This window comes from Rickettsia endosymbiont of Pantilius tunicatus (genome assembly GCF_964291875.1).
Lineage (GTDB): Bacteria > Pseudomonadota > Alphaproteobacteria > Rickettsiales > Rickettsiaceae > Rickettsia.
Genome location: NZ_OZ198175.1, coordinates 1498770 through 1517312 on the forward strand (window position 1 = coordinate 1498770; position 18543 = coordinate 1517312).

Below are 18543 nucleotides of genomic sequence, written 5' to 3' on the forward strand. Positions count from 1 at the left end.
CTTAAAATAAAAGGGCAGCTATTAGTGTCAAAATTTTCCTTTGATATTCATAATCAACATAAAAAAGCAAGAAGCGGGATTATTACTACTGCTCACGGCAATATTCGTACGCCTGCTTTTATGCCAGTCGGAACAAGAGGAACAGTTAAAGCAATGCTACCTGAATCGGTAGCTAAGACCGGTAGCGATATTCTACTTGGTAACACCTACCACTTAATGCTACAACCAAGTGCTGAACGTATTGCTAAACTCGGTGGTTTGCATAAATTTATGAATTGGAATAAGCCAATACTAACCGATTCTGGTGGGTTTCAAGTAATGTCGCTATCAAAATTATGCAAGATAACCGAAGAGGGAGTAAGTTTTAACTCACATATTAATGGTGATAAATATTTGCTGACGCCTGAACATTCTACCGAGATACAACATCTGCTTGGCAGCACTATTACCATGGCTTTTGACGAATGTACGCCTTATCCTGCAACGTTTGAGGAGGTCAAAACCTCTATGCAGCTCACAACTAGATGGGCACATAGATCAAGAGAGGCGTTTGTCAAGCAAGATGGTTATGCACAGTTCGGTATTATTCAAGGAAGTGTTTATGAAGAATTACGTGAGCAATCGGCTAAAGATTTAATAGAGCTTGATTTTGAAGGGTATGCTATAGGCGGACTTGCTGTTGGGGAGGGGCAAGAACTTATGTTTAAAGTTCTTGATTACACCCCTGATTTTCTACCGCAAAATAAACCTAGATATTTGATGGGGGTCGGTAAACCTACTGATATTATTGGGGCAGTCAGCAGAGGGGTAGATATGTTTGACTGCGTAATCCCGACTCGGTCAGGTCGTAATGGTCAGGCTTTTACAAAATACGGCACAGTAAATATCCGCAATAGTAAATATGCTGAAGATAATGAGCCTTTGGAAACTGATTGCCTTTGCCCTGCTTGCAAAAATTATAGCAAGGCCTATTTGCATCATTTAGTTAGAATAGGTGAGATACTTGGAGCGATGCTAATGACTTGGCACAATCTTACATATTTCCAAAACCTTATGAGCCGTATTAGGAAGTATATTGCCTTAGGTAAAGACTTTGATTTTACTACGTGATAAACTTCAAAAATTGGCTATAGCAAAAAACAATAAGGTTCAGACATTAAATTTGCAAGCGAGATTGCGGAGCGTATATTAAATTGTTTTATTTAAATAGAAAAATTATTGTTATTATTTTTTTATAAATTACATATTAAAATGAAAAAATCTATAAAATCAAATAAACATTCTAAGGCTGAAAAAGAAACTTTATATTTGCTAAAAAGCTCTAAAAATGCTCAGAGATTAAAGCAAGCAATTAAGGATTTTGAAGTAAATAAAAATTTTAAAATGACTTTTTTACAAAAACTCAAATGAAAAAAATTTTAGGAATTGAATCGAGTTGTGATGATACTAGTGTTTCTATAATAACTGAAGATAGGAAAATCTTATCGAATATAGTCATATCACAAAATACAGAACATGCAGACTATAAGGGAGTAGTGCCGGAAATAGCTGCACGTTCTCATTTAGCTAATCTCGAAAAAGCTATGAAGCAGGCTTTACTTGAAAGCAATACTAGCTTAGATGAAATTACGGCAATAGCTGCCACTTCAGGACCTGGTTTAATTGGCGGCGTTATAGTTGGCTCAATGTTTGCAAAGTCCCTCTCTAGCGTTTTAAGTAAGCCTTTTATTGCAGTAAATCATTTAGAAGGACACGCATTAACTGCAAGATTAACCGATAACATCCCATATCCATATTTGCTTTTATTAGCTTCCGGTGGGCATTGTCAATTTGTAGCAGTACTTGGGCTTGGAAAATATAAGATTCTTGGTAGTACTATAGACGATGCAGTAGGTGAGGCTTTTGATAAAGTGGTTAAGATGCTTGACTTGCCTTTCCCAGGTGGTCCTAAAATTGAAAAAATGGCAAAGCTGGGTGATCCTTACAAATATAAATTCCCAAAACCGATTATTAATAGCGGCGATTGTAATATGTCTTTCTCAGGACTTAAAACGGCAGTGCGTACTCTGATAATGAGTTTACAAGAGATTAACGATACTATAATTAACGATATAGCAGCAAGTTTTCAGTTTACTGTAGGGGAAATTTTAAGCAACAAAGTGTTAACTGCTATTAAGGCTTATGAACAGCTAATAAATAATTCTAATAAAAATATAGTAATAGCCGGCGGGGTGGCTGCTAATAAATATTTGCAAGAAGTATTAAGTAATTGTAGCAAAATACATGGTTATAAGCTTATTTATCCGCCCACAACGCTATGTACTGATAATGCTGCGATGATTGCTTATGCCGGACTTGAGCGTTATAATAATAGGTTATTTACGCCTTTAAATTTCTGTCCTAAAGCTAGATGGAGTTTAGAAGAAATATAGAAGTTGACCCCCCTAAATTTACTAATACAATTACCATAAAATATGGTAGATTTTATATAGAAGGAGGTAAGCTTATGAAAAATAAAGATTACGGGAATATATATAAAGCTTGTAATAGTTTTTCTAAAGCAATAACATTCGCTCAATCCGCACTAAGTTATATCTTTAAATTATCTAATACACCAACATATTATAGTATAGCTTAATGCGATAAGGTAGTGACTTTTTCAAGAGCATAGTAAACCGCATCAAAAAAGTGCTCAAAATTAGAAACAGTTTTTCTTATTTCGTTCTTGATTTTAAACCAGTAATGCTCAATAGGATTTAAATCAGGAGAGTAAGTTGGTAAAAATAAAATACTGCAACCAACAGATTCAATTAACGTTTTCACTTTTGTACTTTTATGAAAATTAATATTATCCATTACTACTATCTGACCAGGCTTTAACTCTTTGATCAATATCTCTTGTACATAAGTTTCAAAAATGTCCTTATTACATGTCCCATCAAATATTATTGGGGCAATAATATCTTTGGCAGACACCCCAGCAATCATACTAATCCGTGATTTATGTTGATAGACCCTTTCACCATAACATCTTTGACCGATAATGCTCCACCCGTGTTCTCTACAGCTATTATCTTCTATCCCAGATTCATCGATAAATACTAAATCTTGTTTGTCTATAGTTTTTAGTTTCAATATAAACTCATTCCTTAGACCAACATCTCTTTTGGGATGAAGAAAAGTTTTTTTTATAACTATAACCTAATTTATTAAGCAATCTTGATATCGTACTTGCAGATACTTTTTGACTCCAGTTGTTAGCTAGTTCCATGGTGGTTTTATCAAAATTTAATTCTATAAATTTTTTAAATCCCTCTATGTCTCTTATTATTCTACGATGTCCTGTATGATAACCACTTTTTGCTTTGATATCGCCGGTTTGTTTCTTTAATTTTTTCCATTCTATTATAGTCTTCCTACTAATAGAGTATATCTCAGAAGTCTCTTTTATTGTTTTACCATCTGTTAAACTTTTTATTACTCGTATTCTTAAATCGTATGAATATGCCTTTGCCATAAGTTTTTCATTTAGTATAATCTAACTCATACTCTAAGTCACTATCTTATCGCATTAAGCTATATAATAAAAGTAATATTATTGAAAGCATCTAAAATAGATCTTACAAATTTTAAAATTAAGGGTATAGCTACGAATGCTTTTCTTATTTATGAAATATTAAAGCAAGTTGAAAAAGTTATAAATACTTTTTATGAAAAGCAGCAATTAACAAGCAAAATTCTTGACGATTCACAAAATACTATTAAGAAAATTTATGAAACAACGGGTTATTTATTAGCTGAGGTAAGTGAAACAGAAAGCATAATAGAACCATTATCTATTAACTTTGAAGAAACACTGTTATTTGACTTACCAATTTTTGATTCTACAGATATTACTGAGGATTATAAATTATCAGGACAATTATGATTTAATTTAATTGAAGCGTAAGAATAAAAAATAATATAGTTCGTCATTGCAAGTAGAAGCAAAACTAAATTATGCATTTTACTAAGTTCTATAGACATTCCTAAGGTATTTTAGGCAAAAATTAAATCTTTTTAGAAATGTCCACAGAGCCTAAATTTCTTTGCCAATTATTATATAACCTTTTCACAATGATAAGAATTTTACTTCATATTTCTCAAATGGTCTTCTAATTTTCTGAGCTTTCTTCCTGAATTTTCTACTGGTTTCTGGTATTTCGGCATTTTAGCATTTTCTCTATATTTATTAATTCGATCAATTTGAGTATTTACTTCATCAGTAATAGCCTGCTTTCTTTCTTCTATATTATTAAGCACCGATGCACTATATTCATAATTTTTAGCATTGATATTAAAGTTACTAACTGCTTCTTCAATCCTTTTATCTAGAGAAGGCTCTGTCTTACTATCAAAAGATTCTATTGGTTTCTCTCTTTCATATTGTGCTATTAAAGCTGGCATTTCCTCAAGCTTAATATCATCTCTTTTGAAATGATCTTTAATCTCTTTATAAGTTCTGTCGATATTTTCTTGAGCTTTTTCATGCATAATATCGTAATGCTCTTGACGACGAGTATATCGATCTTGATCTATAAATTCTGCATGTTTTTGATGAGCATTATCTATCATAGTCCGCATTTGATCATCTGTAGCTTTTTCTTGCATAAATCTATCACCCATTATCACTGGATCACTTCCTTCAGATAATCTATCACGCACTTCATGAATAAGCTTTCTTTGACCTAATTCCTGATAATATTCTACATCACTTGGTCTCTTTAATCTTGCTAAATATTCAGGCGATAATATATCTTCTTGAACAGCAAGCGTTTCTTTATTAATCTGCATTTGAAGCTCTTTAACTTCTCGTGCTCTTTCGTCATCTTTTAGACTTTCACTATAAGTTCTAAGCTGTGGATCGTTATAATCAAAGTCATGCCATTCAGCACTAGTTAAATTACCCTCATATTTATCACGTAAATCTTTACCAACTATTGCAGTAAGAGCTTCTCTTTTTAATCCTGTATAGCCAGCATATATTTTCTCACCTATAGCTACACGTTTTTGTTCTTTTAATTCACGTTTAGTTTTTACGCGATTTTCCATTTCTTGCCAGCTTCTAAGTACTCCTATATTTTTACCAAATAATCCGACTCCTCGTCCTGACATTTCTTTGTGGGCATATTTATAAGCGTCTTGATAATCTCTAGTAAAGCTTGCATCACTTGCAAGCTCACGTAGGCTTTTTGCTGATTTACCTTTCTCACCTAAATCGGATTTCATGAATTTATCAAGCTCTAGTTTTTGTTCACTAGTTAAAGAGCTATAATTTTTTGCACCATATTTATTTTTGGCAAATTCATCTCGAAGCCGTGCAAAATTCATAGTTGCTAGTTTCCTTACATCCAAATCTCCACCTTTCGGTAAAAATGCCTTATTATCTAACAATTTAGAAATGCCGTTTTTATAATCTGCTCCGGCTTCCATATTAACATCTTTATAATCTATACCATATTTTCTTTTAACTTCATTTTGCACTGCTTTGTTAGCCGAAGAACTGAGGGCTTTATTTTCAAGCCTACCCATCATCAGATCTTGATATTTTTCAGCAAAAAACATACTCGTTTGCTCTTGTATTCGGTTTATCGGCTTACTAATAACTCCTGTTGCATAATTTATCGGTCTATTAACCTGTTTCATAATAGAATTGTAAGATTGCTGGTTAACCGCTTGCATCTCTGTTAAATTACCCGAAGTACCAGCAATAAAACTAGCCGTTGATATAGCAGTCTCATTAAATTTACTAAGCAAATAAATAGAAACAAATATTAATAACAAGCCATCAAGTTGGACGAATTTACCATTTATAAAGTTACTAATTCTATTTGCATCTTTAACTAAATCTAAAAACGGTAATTGAATATAACGTTTATCTATACATTGATATGCTAAACACTTAGTATCATCAGATTTGGTATAATCCTCAGGGACTAATATATTTGCTTGAGTAAAATTATCAATTCCCCCTTTCATTGGTACTGGAAACCACCAATAAAATATTGAATTACCAATACTTGAATCTAAATCTTCTGTAAAACTACCAAAAATTTGATTTATAGGTCCTAAATCAGGAAAATCTTTCTTACATACAGCAAAACCAAGTGTTGAATATACTTCGGTCCTGATAATCATAGAAATAAAAGCAATACCGACAAATAAAATTATAGGTTGTATAGCATATGATATTAATTGCCTTAACCAATTTTCAAATAATGATCTAGTTATATTAAATAACATAAAACAAATAAATATCGGTGCCATTGTTATAATCATACCAATGGTTATTAAAGCTGTTAGATAGATAATTGTAGCCTTGAATATAAGTAAGAAAATAAAATATAAAGCTATTAAATAGAGTATAATGTAAATGAATCCAAGAGGATCTACAAATAATAGAGAAAATAATTTAGATAACGTTTGAGGAGAAATAAGCAATCCTAGTAAACTTTGAGAGCCAGGACCTGTAGCAGAAGCTTCATTGATTATTTGCAGTATCTGCTCTACCCCTTCAACAAAAAATACAAATAAATAATCATGGAAAAATGTCCAAGCTTTACTTGTACTTAACAATATTGAAACTACACTGACTTTTAGTATTCTAACTACCAGCTCAACATGAGTCATGTTTATGTTTCCTATTAAAAAGGAAAATCCAGTAAACATTATATAAAGGGTTAAAAGAGCTGAAACACTCAATCTATAGCCAGGTGTTTCAATTATTTGCTGATAAGTTTGCCTTATAATTCCAGGGTCTTTATCACTAGTACCAAATAACTCGTTCTTTATTAAATTTGTTAAAAACTGTAGCGGATCAGGTCTTGTATCACTAACTCCGGATTTTATGACTACCCTATATTGTCCACTATTATCATCATAAAACTTGTCTAAAATTTTAAAATATAGAGAAGATTGAGCATAATTTGAAGCTTGATCGCAAGGTAGGGTAGTACAACCATATTGGTAATTTATACCACCGGCTTGTAAAAACTTTCCAGTACTACTAATACTATAAAATTCATAATTTTGGTTTGTAACTGGTTCGCCTAAATGCTGCGTTATACCTTTTGGACTACGCTGTGAATCTGGCGACATATTAGGATTAGAACCTTTATCAGCAATTAAAAAATAAAGCCCTACTCCGTTTGTAAGTATACAAGGAGCATTATTAATAGGTGCATCTCTTGGCGTAGGAGTTGGACACATCTTACCGTCAGTAAATTGACATGGTCGCAGTCTAACACAAAACTCAGCTAAGGTAGTAAAATTATTCTGCTGCCCATACCATGGACACCATGCTGATAATATTCCCGAAGTATTTCTATCCCCAGACATATAATCCCAAGGTCTTACCATAACAGTTAAAGGATAACCATTTACCCTATAAGCACTATCCCGCCATGGTGCTACCTGATCTCCCTCTTGTCTTGAAGTAACTTCAGATGGATCATATCTAGAAGAAATATTAAATTTTATAAAACCAAAATCATCCGGATCGATACAAGTATCCCCGCTGCACCCCGACAGTGCTAATAACGATATTAATAATGTAATAAAAATATTTCTGTTCATTTATTTAATTTTTACTTTTTTACTGTCATACTGCGGCTTGTCCACAATATGACATTTAACAATGACATTAATCCTTCTCTTCTTTTGTCTGCTCAGGTTTCACATCATTACGATTTTGAAAAAACTTACCTGTATGCTCCCCACCACCTTGCGGCTTTCTAGCTTCATAATTCTGATCAATTACCTTATCTTTAAAAACACGTGCTGGAGCAAGAGCAGCTTTTTTAATCGGGGCTGTCACCGCACCTATATCTTTCATAATGGAATCTGTAGAGTTAGCACGTGGTTGATAATTACCTTCTATTCGTGCAGGAGTAACTTGCGTTAACATTCCAACAACTATGGTTACAAAACTTACTAGACCATATGACATTAGACAATATGAATAAAATAATAAAGCTGTAGTGAATAATACTAAAAATGTATTAGTGTCATTCGTTAAAATGTTAGCACTAGTAATATCTGGAACTTGCGGAACGAAAAAAGGTATTCCTGGTAAAAATGGTAAAGTGAAAGAGAAATTTAATGGAATACCAAGATTCGATAAATCAAGCCCTATTTTGATTGGGATGAGCGTATCCCAACAAGCTCTAACAATTACTTTTAATAGCTGTTCTGATAAAATTTGATCTATTAATAAAAAGAAAATTAATAATATTGTTGGCTGCACTACATAGCTAAATAAAATCGATATCCAATTATCAAACATAGTTTTTGTTTTTTCAAACAACATTAATATTATAAAAAATGGTGCTAATGAAATCATAACTGTCAAGCCTATAAAGGCTATAACATAACCTATAATCACCTCGAGTATTGCTCTAAAATAGGTGATAAGCGAGTAGATGGTTATAATAGCAATAAATGCTAAGCCATTATGTATTTGTAATAGCTGAATAAACAGTAAACCCCAAATCCTACCATTAGTATATTTATCAAATATAGGATCAATAAAACCAAAAATATTAGATTTAGAGCTTGTAGCACCTACAACATTCGTTGCAAAGAAATCTATGCCATTAATAAATGCACTAAAGAAATTGTTATTAAAGAAATTCCAACTTTCAGGTCTAAGCAAAATAGCTACTATAGTTATTTTAAATATACGAGTTACTACTTCTACAGCAGTTAATTTCAAAGCCCCCAAAACAAACATTAAACCAAATATAGTAACGTAAAGCGTTAATGCGGTTTTAGCTATATTTTGTATTGCAGAATTTGCAACTAATTTAAAATAAAAATCCTCGCTATATTTTCTAAATTTATCTGTAATAGGTTTAATTGCACCATTATAAACTATATTTGAAAACCAAGTTGTACCAGTATAATTAGCGTAATCTACACTAATTGTTCCCTGTATATTACTATTAGGAGTTTTTACTCTTAACCATAAATATCCATCTTGTGGTGCATCTCCTGAAAAATCATAACCGACGCTAGTGCCAGGAGTAGATGAACTAGGTAATGTACTATCAGCTGTTATTAAATACTCTAAAGTTATATTTTGTTGATCACCAGGGCTAATAGTGTTTGTGCCGTTACCTATCTCAACAATCATTGCATAACGACCAAAATATAAAAAATTAGTTGCCCAATTACCTTTAGTTATATAAGTTGCAAAATCATTATAATTAGAAAAATTTCTACTCCAATCATTCATTGAAAAAGAATTATTAAACATACCGGTAGGCTGCCAATCACTACTAAAATCCATAGCACCACCACTAGTTGCTTGATAATACATAAAACCATTCTGGGTATTATCATTATTAACAAAGCTTTGATCACGATTTTTAATAACTTGTCCACCTATTTTAATAACCATTCCTCTACCTTGATCATAATAACAAGCAGGGCTAGCATTTAAATTAGAATTAGCAGGGCAAGAGTTAATTATGCTCATAAAATTTTGTAATGCTCTTACAGCCATTGGCTTACCAACTAATGCACCATTACTAACATTAGTATATTTTGTAGCCGAACCTGTACCAGTACATAAAGTTGCTCTTTGAGCATCTATAATATTACAAACTTGCTCTGCACTTGAGTAAATTATCCTATTTTCAAAATTACCTAGATTACTTTCAGTATAAAGAGCAGAAGCAGCAAATACAGAACTATCGAGTTCTTTAGCTAGTATATTATCTAAGGTACTTGGAGTTTTTGGTGTACTTGGATTAAAAAAATCATCTTTATCAGCTAGGCTAATATTTACTATATCACCGGCATTAACCTGGATTTTTGGATTACCATTAGCATAATTGAAGTAGTTAACATAATTATTCATTTTAGTAAATGATAATGCATCAAGGTTTTTATCAGGAGGTATAACACCATCATTTGCTGTACTAAAACCTGGGAATCCTGCAACTTCAAATTGCGAGTTTTTATAATTATAAGTTTTTATAAAGACTTGCGGAACACTAAACCTTGGATCAATTCTATATAATACTAAATATTTTCGGGGCTCTGGGGTAAGACCTGCAGTAGACCACTTAATCTTAAGCAGCTTACCTTTTTCAACTGTATTACCTGTTGATTGCCAATTTCCAGCAGTCGATAAACTAATACCTATTTTACCCTCTTGGAAACTTGTAAATTTAGGTACTTCTAAACAACCAAATATATTTTTAAGACCGCTAAGTCCACTTGACATCCAAGCAAAATCATCACCTTTGGCAGGCGATGCCACAAACAAAACTAATAAAATTAAACTCTTAATAATTTTCATAATTTTTTATTTCGGTATTTCCGCTTTAGGCGACTCTTCTTTTGGTGCATTTTTTCTAGTTTTCTCAGCTTGCTTTAAAGTTTCATTACGTTGCTTTAACCGTCCTTTGGCTCTACCGGTAATACCTTCTCTTGTATTTTTATCCATACCTACTTGGCTCAACGCTCCTTGTTCTGCGGCACCTGACATTGCACCACCCATACTAGTAGCTGAAGGACCAGCAGCACTTGTTAGTTTTGCCACCATATTACCAGAAAAATCAACATAACCATACATACCATAAGCTATAATAACTAATGCAACTATATTTTGCATATTCACACCCATCATACCGGACATATAATCCATGCCCCAAGGTGCAAACCAGTTTATACAAAAGATTGGTACATTAAGTAATGCAACCGGTAAAATAGTACCGATAAACGGAATTTTTATAGGTAATGCACATTTCCAGCAAACGCTATAACCTAACACAAAATCTAAATATATCGTAAACAATTGAGTCAGCACGATAATACCTGCCATTAAAATTACCGGCTCAATCATATATCTAATTGTGAATCTAACCCAATTATCAAATAAATACCTGGTAAAATCAAATAATAAGAAGCTAATAAATATAGGTGCTATACCAATTAGTATACAAGTTGCCATAAATGCCATAATATAAACAGCAGCTGCTCTAAATGCCGTTATAATTACAATCATTACTGCAATAACAGTAATGATAAAATATATAATACCGCTAAGACCTAAAGATAGTAACGCAAGTAACTGTGCCATAAATGTTTGACTAAACAATATTCTACTCATTACTGCATCTAAAAACATGAAAGGATTTGAAACAGTATTAGTGGTAGTAAATAAGCTATATCCGCTCATATTAGAAATAATTTCATCGGAAAAGTTAGCAATAGTATCAAATAGATAATTATTAAAAAACTCAAACGTATTACCATTCATAAGTCCACTAACAATACCTATTTTTACTATTCTCACTACTAAATCTTTTTGGTTTATTTTTGTAAAGCCTAGTAAGAACATTGCCCCGTAAACCATAACATAAAGAATTAGAAGTGCTTTAATATAATTAAAAAAGTTGGTACAAGAAGAAGTATCTCCATTTCTTCCATAACATACTATATTTTGGAAAATAGATTCAGTAGCTCCTTTAACTTTACCTTTAAATAATTGCAGTAAAGGGTTCATTACTTTAATAGTAAAGCTTCCTACTTGCTGAGAAGTTGAAAAATGTACTTTATAACTACCCTCACTATCTTTATAATCATTCGGATCGTTTAGGACTTTCATCCATAGATATCCTTCACCAGCTGCATTAAAATTAGCTTTACCATCACTATCTACTATAGCAGCTCCAGGCGAATAATTCTTACCGCTGGTATTTGGATTTTCTGCACTTGGTATTACTAAATATTGTACCTGACCACGATTAGTAAAAACATCAGTTATACTATTGCCATTTTCTCTATAGCATTTAGTTTGTTTGATGTTCATAACATAACCACCAGTATTTTTACTTGCATTCTGAGAAGTTGGACACCAGAGCCTATATTGTAAATAGCCTTTATCAATATTACTATTAAATGGTATATTATATATTACTTTATATTCATTACCATATTCGGTAGGCTGATCTGAAGCTGTTACAAATTCAGCAAATTGTAGTTCAGAAAGTAGGGTTGAATCTACGTTACTCGTATTACTTATTTGCCATATTAAGCCTGTTGGTCCTTTACTACCATTACCATCTGACGTATACCAAAATCTTCGTTGTGACTGAAATTCCCCTACATTACATACGCCTGAAGTACATCCAGATCCACCTATATAATCTTTATCCTTAGGACTACGATTATCTACACTATCAGGACATTTACCATTTGGCGGAATATTAGCATTATTAGAACATTGAAGATTAGTATAATCAATAAATATACCCCCAGTATTACTTGCCCAACTAAAAGTAAAAGTGCCATCATCCTTATAAGGTTCAGGCATTGTTCCATAATTATTTATCCAAGCAGGCAGAGAATCGCATACATAATAGTAAGTACACAAAGCTAAGGAAGCCGTATAACACCAGTCTATCGCTCCCCAAACGCAACCATTTGGACATTTTTGCTTTTTATTACCTTGCCAATAATTTTGCTTTAATTCACAAGCATTTACATATGGTCCTGAGTAAATAGAGTATCTTCCACAAATCGGATCATAAGCAGTTTTACCTTGTGAACAATCAGCCGTAACGTTAGTGCCTTTAAAAGCATCCATAACCCCTGCTGTTCCATCTGCACCAGGAGAATATTTAGGCGTCACCGAAACTAATATTCTATCATTAGCATACATTTCAGTAATATTACGCCACTCATTATTTTTTGCGTCCATTATCAAGGAAAGCGGCGGTTTATTAACGTCTGTAACACGAGGAATAGGAATCATCTTGCCATTATCGTCCAAATTAGACTTGCCTGGTCTTGTACTTTCAGTAAATTGCAAATTATCTTTTGGCACATAAGCAAGACATAAACTAATCTGACCAACTACTTGCAATGATACTGCTTGCTTATCTGTTACTTCTACTTGGGTATTTAACCACTCACCATAATGAGCAGGATCAGGAGTAAGCTGCATAGTACCATCTGGTAACATTGTAGAGGTATTAACATAATTAGCATTAGCATTAAGAGTAATTGTACTAGTTATAGAATCTGAACCACCTTTACCACCTGGAGCATACCTCATATAACAACCATTACCAACACTTACTGCTCCTATCATTCCAAGTGCTGCAAAAACGAAGCAAACAAGGGTTGCTACTATAGCAAGCACACCTAAAACTTTTATTAAGTTACTTTGCATATTACCTTATTTACCTCCACCCGATGATAGTGAATCGCCGCTGCTATTTCCTCCGCTTGAGATAAATGAATCATCATTTTTTTGTCCTTCTGAACGTTTACTTCCTCCATCGCCTGGCATATCACCACCGCTCGGAGGTTTACCTTGCGTTGCTTGTGCGGCATCCTTAATAAAAGCTGCTCCTTGCTTTACTAAATCAACAATTTTAGTTGGACTTGCCGTTACCGCATCCATTTTTGGACCATTAGTTAAATCAGCAGCAAACTGACTTATCGATTTAGAGAAATAATAGAAAATCACTGAAAATACCAAAACGCACAACAACTCTGCAAGAATAGACACAACATCTTTAGCAATTGATTTTATAGGGAAAAGTATGACTAAATGCTCTTCCCAACCTTTACCAGCATAATAATTTAGCATTTTATATCCAAAGCTTTCTTCACATACCGCTGCACCATTAGCTGGCAATCTCAGCTCAAAAGTACTAAATTTTATATTATTTTTTTCGTAATCATACCTTAGGAACTCACAATTTTTAAATATTGCCGAATCATACATGGTAATTAATAACGCTATAAAGCCTGCTACTACAGCTGGTTGTAATGCACATGATAAAGATACTTTTAGCCATCCATCGAAATAACCTTTTGTACGATTAAATAACATCATAGGGATAAATATTGGTGAAACATATGTCATTACATAAATAGTAATCATACAAACTAAATAATGCGTGATAAAATATAAAAGTATAGAAAGGAATATTACTGCAAATACTAAACCACTTATAAGAATAATGACGTTTCCTGCCATGAAGAAACCAAACATAACAGTAAAGAACCTTAAAGACCCTACTGAAGTTAAAGCATTTGGGCTATTTTTATCAGGATCTCCAAGATTTGGAATAGATATACTGCCGCTACTATTACCACCATCACCACGTGCAAAACTTTTCAATATATCGTTTTTATCTACATTATAAAGTAAATCTAAACCAAGATAATAACCTATACGACAATCTATAGAATCCCATAAAGCATAAAATTGATAACCACTTTGGTATTTTGAAGTATCAAATACACATAATCCTTTTGAACCCGCAGCATTAAAAATAATTTGTGCAAATTCCGGTGCTATTCCCGTTAAAAGAGGTAGTCCGTATTTTAACATACCATTCTCTTGAGTTGGCTGACCGCTACTAAAATTTAGAGGACCAAGCCCTATAGAAAAATAAGTAACAAATAAAAGTTTTATTATAAAAAGGGCTATTTTATCTGGATTGCCATATTCTTTATTAAGCACCATATTAAATGCAAAAAACATTACGTACAGAATCAGGGCAGCTCCAATAGCATTTTTTAAATATCCTTGAAAGGTAGGAAAAGCAGTAAGATTAATTATTTCAGAACTTTGATCTTGTGAACCGCAATTATTTCCCACAAAAAATATTTTATCAAGAGTTTCTTTTAAACACTGGACAGCAAGACCGGAAAAGTTAATTAATGATTGACTATAATTTGCTCCAGTATAGCAACTTTGCCCTATATTACTACAGCTAGGATCATCAGGGGGAGGAGTAGGTGGAGTGTTACCTAATGCTTTACATGCCACCGGCATTGGTCCTCTTGACGTTGGCATAAGCAAACATATGTCATTTTGCCATGTTTGAACTGTTAAGATTATATTTTTTAATATAGGATTTGCACCAAGATCGGGATTATTATCTTTGCTTAAATCGCTAATTTTTTTAGAATCACCTTGATTTAAAGTATACATAGTACAAGGATCACTACTGCCATCTTTATTCTTAAAGCAAAAAGTTATACCCGGCTTGCTTGCATCACAATTCCCTCCGGTTGCTTTCATATCAATACTACGAATTATGTAACCATACGCCGTATCAGATTCTAAATACCCATCTGTAGTAGTCGGCAACGAGGCACAAGAATCTCCAAAGCCGGCAAAACTAGTTAAAGCAAAACCTTCCAAACAAACGACAATAATAATTTTTATAATATTAAGGATTTTCATCGGAACCGCTATCTATTTTCTTGCTTCTATTTTCAATCGTTCCATCATTTCGCTCGGTCGCTTTATCTTTTGCTCTACCTCCCCCACTACGATATAACTCTTCCGTTTCTTTCTCAAACGCTGCTCTTCTATCACGAATTTGAGCATTTCTCATCTCTTGCTTTACGTATCCTACCTCACCTATCTTTAACTCATGACTTTCTTGTTCGGTAAATTTTCTATCCTTATCGAGCCCTCTGATAGTACGTGTAACTCCAAGATTTTCATCTAGATTAAGTTCCGGTTCTACCTCAGTAGTATGTTTTACTCTTGGTTCTTTTTGTTCTTCTTTTTGAGATTCAGGTACAGCTTCTTTAATTTCTTTTGTAACATTAAGCTTACCTGATAAATCTTCAAACTTATCTTCGGCAGTACTTCTTACAACTTCTGCTGCACTTACTTTCGGTGGCTCAGTTTTAATAGCAGTATCAATTTGCGTTGAAACTGTCGTTGGTTGAGACACAGGTGCTTCTATAGGTTTTCTATTACTAAAGCTAGTATCAAGCATTTCTTCAGAAGCACTACTTGGTGCTGCTGTACCGCCTACACTTTTACCAACAGAACTTAGTGCAGAAGATGGAGTTGCAGCCGTACTAGAAGGTTCTATAAGACCACCTGATGTGAAAGAATCACCTCCTTCACTACCACCGCCCCCGCCGCTACCTTTTACTAAATCACCGGCTCTTCCACCTTTAGTGCTGAGTAAATCACCACCGCCACCACCTTTGGTAGCGAATTGGTCAAGACCTTTGGTTGCAGCACCTGCAGCAGCAAGCCCTGCCATTGCGGTCTTAAATATCGCTTGTGGTTTTATGGCAACACTGCTAAGAGCTACCCCTTCCGTCATATCTGCTGCAAAATTAGCTAACTGACTACTAAAATTATACATTAAATATAAGGTAAAACAGGCTGTAACTAGAGCAAGTAAAATATCTTTAATCTTCTCAAAAAGTACCTTAGGAGAAACAAAGAACATTCCAGGACCTAAAATTACTCCTGATAAAAACTGGAATTTAGAAAGGAAACTACTTGTACTACTATCTCCTGGCTTTGGATTACATTTAGTATCTGCATCTGCTGCCTTTGGATCACAAGTCTCATTCGGCTTACTTCCTACTATTTGTTCTACACTGTCTTTGGCAAAGTTAAAAGCTGTTGAAATCGGATTATTTAACATATAGCCTAAGCTATTTTGACAACTAGCTGCGTCATCCTTACTATATTTAGTCCAATCATTATCAACAAAAAATACTAAAACATCCCTTTTAAAAGTTTGTCCTTGTAGGGCACTTTCCACACTATTATGGATCAATTTACTTTCATATTGGCATTTTCCATAAAAACCAAAATCATAAACCGCAAACATAGTAATCATAAAAGTAACTACTACCATAGGCTGAAGCAAAAATGAAATCATTAGCTTAACCCAACTATCAAAATAACCTCGTGTATAGTCAAATAAAAACATTGGCACGAAAAGAGGTGCTAAAATACCAAGTATTACTATAGATACCATACACATAACAGTGGCATTAACCATAAAGGCAGCAACTGAGATCACAAGCAACGGATAGGCAAGAGCTAGTGATACTAACATCATATTACCAGATATTATAGCGGGTATTAGTAAGTAGATATATGGAGGAGCACTAAAGCTAAAAAAGTCAAAATTTGCAAAATTATGGCTTTTATAAGTATTTTCTACTAATAGCGTAGACAACATATCTAACCCCAAATAATGGGCTACACGACAATCTAATGCGTCCCATAAGGCAATATATGCAACACTATTATCATATGAAATATCCGGACCATTAAATTTACATAGCCCAGATGGTGCAGCATTCATAACCCAACTTGCTAATCCGTTTATACCATTAAGCAAGAAAGGAAATGCCCATTGAATCATCCCATCCATACGATCATAAGGGGAAGTACTACCGGGTGTTATGTTCAACCCTATTGAAAAATAAGTTACAAATATTATTTTCAATATAAAGTTTATATACTCATTTTTTGGTGGAACTTGACCTGAAAGAAGTATCTTAGCACCAAAAAGCATAACATATAAAGTTAAGAAAGCCGTAACTATTCTATACATTCCTACCTGGAACTGGAATAAAGCACTAGTCTTCCTTGAAGCTGAATTAACTACTGAGTTTACATCATCAAAGCTACACACATCTTGACTAATTAATAACCTTGCGATCATTTGTCTTATGCATTCTATAAGCGGAGAAGTCATAACTACCGCAGTTCTTGAAGCATTATAAGCTTTTTGATAGCATCCTCCACCTGCTGCACTACAAGAAACTAACGCTAAAGGATCAACAGCTTTATTATTGGGATCGTCAATAAAATTTGTATCGTTTACATCCATAAAGCTATTATACATAGATTTTGGAAATGGCTCTTTTATATATTTACATCCTACTGGTACTACACCCGTAAAACCATATGTCCCAACGCATATACGATCATTATCTTGAACAACTTTCCAAAAAATCGGCACTCCTAAATCCCACATTGTACCACTATCTTCGGGCTTTTGGGTATATGTATTATAATAATCTGCTTTATTGTTTTTCCAAGCTTCCTTTATATCATCCCATGGATCAGTGCCGGTTAATACAGCCTTAGCAATGGCAAGTGCTGAATCTACAACTGCTTTTGCTCTTACCCCTGCAAGTTTTAAATTACTACATAAACTAAAAGTTAATTTAAGATCATTGGGGTCAGCTCTGTTTTCACGCGTACATTGCCCTCCTGGGAATTGTGTACCAAATAATTCATTATCATTTATTCTAAGCTTTAAAAATGTATTCATGTATAAAACAGGAGATACAAGATTCATTATAGCAAAAGTAAAAAATGGAGCGACAATACAGGTTTGAGAAAATTCGGTACGTAATAAGTCGCCGACTCCTTGTGTTTCACAGGTTAAATTTTGTAGTGTATTGACGATAGTATCAAGAGTATCATCGGCATATGATTTGCTTGTAATTCCAAAATTGAGGATAAAACTGACTATTAGAATTTTAAGTAAAGTACAAGGAAATAATTTCATGGCTAATTACTTGCCCTCGTATGTGATAAACGTCATTGCGAGGAAAAATTGAAAATTTTGACGAAGCAATCCAGTAAAAAATTCTAATTTTAGCATTTTTTTATTATTTCTTCTGGATTGCCACGCTCCTTTTAGTCGCTCGCAATGACGATTTTTTAGGCTTACAACAACAAGTAAC

10 protein-coding genes are annotated in these 18543 nt (G+C 33.5%); 4 read left to right on the forward strand and 6 right to left on the reverse strand.

Annotated elements, in window-relative coordinates; genetic code table 11:
• Nucleotides 1-24: 24 nt before the first annotated feature.
• From tgt to tsaD, 3 genes are all read left to right on the forward strand, one after another.
• Nucleotides 25-1110: a tRNA guanosine(34) transglycosylase Tgt gene (gene tgt, locus ACICQC_RS08810; protein ID WP_395477704.1), complete on the forward strand. Its 1086-nt coding sequence runs from the start codon at nt 25-27 to the stop codon at nt 1108-1110.
• Nucleotides 1111-1251: 141 nt separating this feature from the next.
• Nucleotides 1252-1410: a hypothetical protein gene (locus ACICQC_RS08815; protein ID WP_395476730.1), complete on the forward strand. Its 159-nt coding sequence runs from the start codon at nt 1252-1254 to the stop codon at nt 1408-1410.
• Nucleotides 1407-2432, forward strand: coding sequence for a tRNA (adenosine(37)-N6)-threonylcarbamoyltransferase complex transferase subunit TsaD (gene tsaD / locus ACICQC_RS08820; RefSeq protein WP_395476731.1), 1026 nt, complete (start codon nt 1407-1409; stop codon nt 2430-2432). The genes ACICQC_RS08815 and tsaD overlap by 4 nt, the downstream gene beginning before the upstream one ends.
• A 202-nt stretch (nt 2433-2634) precedes the next feature.
• Here tsaD and ACICQC_RS08825 read toward each other — a convergent pair.
• Nucleotides 2635-3517, reverse strand: a protein-coding gene (locus tag ACICQC_RS08825) for an IS630 family transposase (protein ID WP_395476242.1) whose coding sequence is annotated in 2 segments (ribosomal slippage) — nt 2635-3189 and nt 3191-3517 — 882 coding nt in all. Because the reading frame shifts where the segments join, the coding sequence is not laid out codon by codon here.
• 81 nt (nt 3518-3598) lie between these two features.
• Here ACICQC_RS08825 and ACICQC_RS08830 point away from each other — a divergent pair.
• Nucleotides 3599-3928, forward strand: coding sequence for a DUF5424 family protein (locus tag ACICQC_RS08830; RefSeq protein WP_395476732.1), 330 nt, complete (start codon nt 3599-3601; stop codon nt 3926-3928).
• Between the two features lie 200 nt (nt 3929-4128).
• Here ACICQC_RS08830 and ACICQC_RS08835 read toward each other — a convergent pair whose 3' ends face one another.
• The 5 genes from ACICQC_RS08835 to ACICQC_RS08855 all read right to left on the reverse strand — a co-directional run bounded on the left by ACICQC_RS08835 (nt 4129) and on the right by ACICQC_RS08855 (nt 18365).
• Nucleotides 4129-7614, reverse strand: a complete 3486-nt coding sequence (locus ACICQC_RS08835) for a type IV secretion system protein (RefSeq protein WP_395476733.1) — start codon at nt 7612-7614, stop codon at nt 4129-4131.
• A 67-nt stretch (nt 7615-7681) separates the two neighbouring features.
• Nucleotides 7682-10345: a type IV secretion system protein gene (locus ACICQC_RS08840; RefSeq protein WP_395476735.1), complete on the reverse strand. Its 2664-nt coding sequence runs from the start codon at nt 10343-10345 to the stop codon at nt 7682-7684.
• 6 nt (nt 10346-10351) lie between these two features.
• Nucleotides 10352-13225, reverse strand: a complete 2874-nt coding sequence (locus ACICQC_RS08845; RefSeq protein WP_395476736.1) for a type IV secretion system protein — start codon at nt 13223-13225, stop codon at nt 10352-10354.
• A 6-nt stretch (nt 13226-13231) separates the two neighbouring features.
• Nucleotides 13232-15259, reverse strand: a complete 2028-nt coding sequence (locus ACICQC_RS08850) for a type IV secretion system protein (RefSeq protein WP_395476737.1) — start codon at nt 15257-15259, stop codon at nt 13232-13234.
• On the reverse strand, nt 15246-18365 hold the full coding sequence (locus ACICQC_RS08855; RefSeq protein WP_395476738.1) for a type IV secretion system protein: 3120 nt from the start codon (nt 18363-18365) through the stop codon (nt 15246-15248). The genes ACICQC_RS08850 and ACICQC_RS08855 overlap by 14 nt, the downstream gene beginning before the upstream one ends.
• Between the last annotated feature and the right edge of the window lie 178 nt (nt 18366-18543).

What these genes read in the sequence shown, in the direction of transcription:
- ACICQC_RS08840 (WP_395476735.1), bottom strand. Translation starts at nt 10,345, where the DNA reads ATGAAAATTATTAAGAGTTTAATTTTATTAGTTTTGTTTGTGGCATCG.
- ACICQC_RS08855 (WP_395476738.1), bottom strand. Translation starts at nt 18,365, where the DNA reads ATGAAATTATTTCCTTGTACTTTACTTAAAATTCTAATAGTCAGTTTT.
- ACICQC_RS08835 (WP_395476733.1), bottom strand. Translation starts at nt 7,614, where the DNA reads ATGAACAGAAATATTTTTATTACATTATTAATATCGTTATTAGCACTG.
- tsaD (WP_395476731.1), top strand. Translation starts at nt 1,407, where the DNA reads ATGAAAAAAATTTTAGGAATTGAATCGAGTTGTGATGATACTAGTGTT.
- ACICQC_RS08815 (WP_395476730.1), top strand. Translation starts at nt 1,252, where the DNA reads ATGAAAAAATCTATAAAATCAAATAAACATTCTAAGGCTGAAAAAGAA.
- ACICQC_RS08850 (WP_395476737.1), bottom strand. Translation starts at nt 15,259, where the DNA reads ATGAAAATCCTTAATATTATAAAAATTATTATTGTCGTTTGTTTGGAA.
- ACICQC_RS08845 (WP_395476736.1), bottom strand. Translation starts at nt 13,225, where the DNA reads ATGCAAAGTAACTTAATAAAAGTTTTAGGTGTGCTTGCTATAGTAGCA.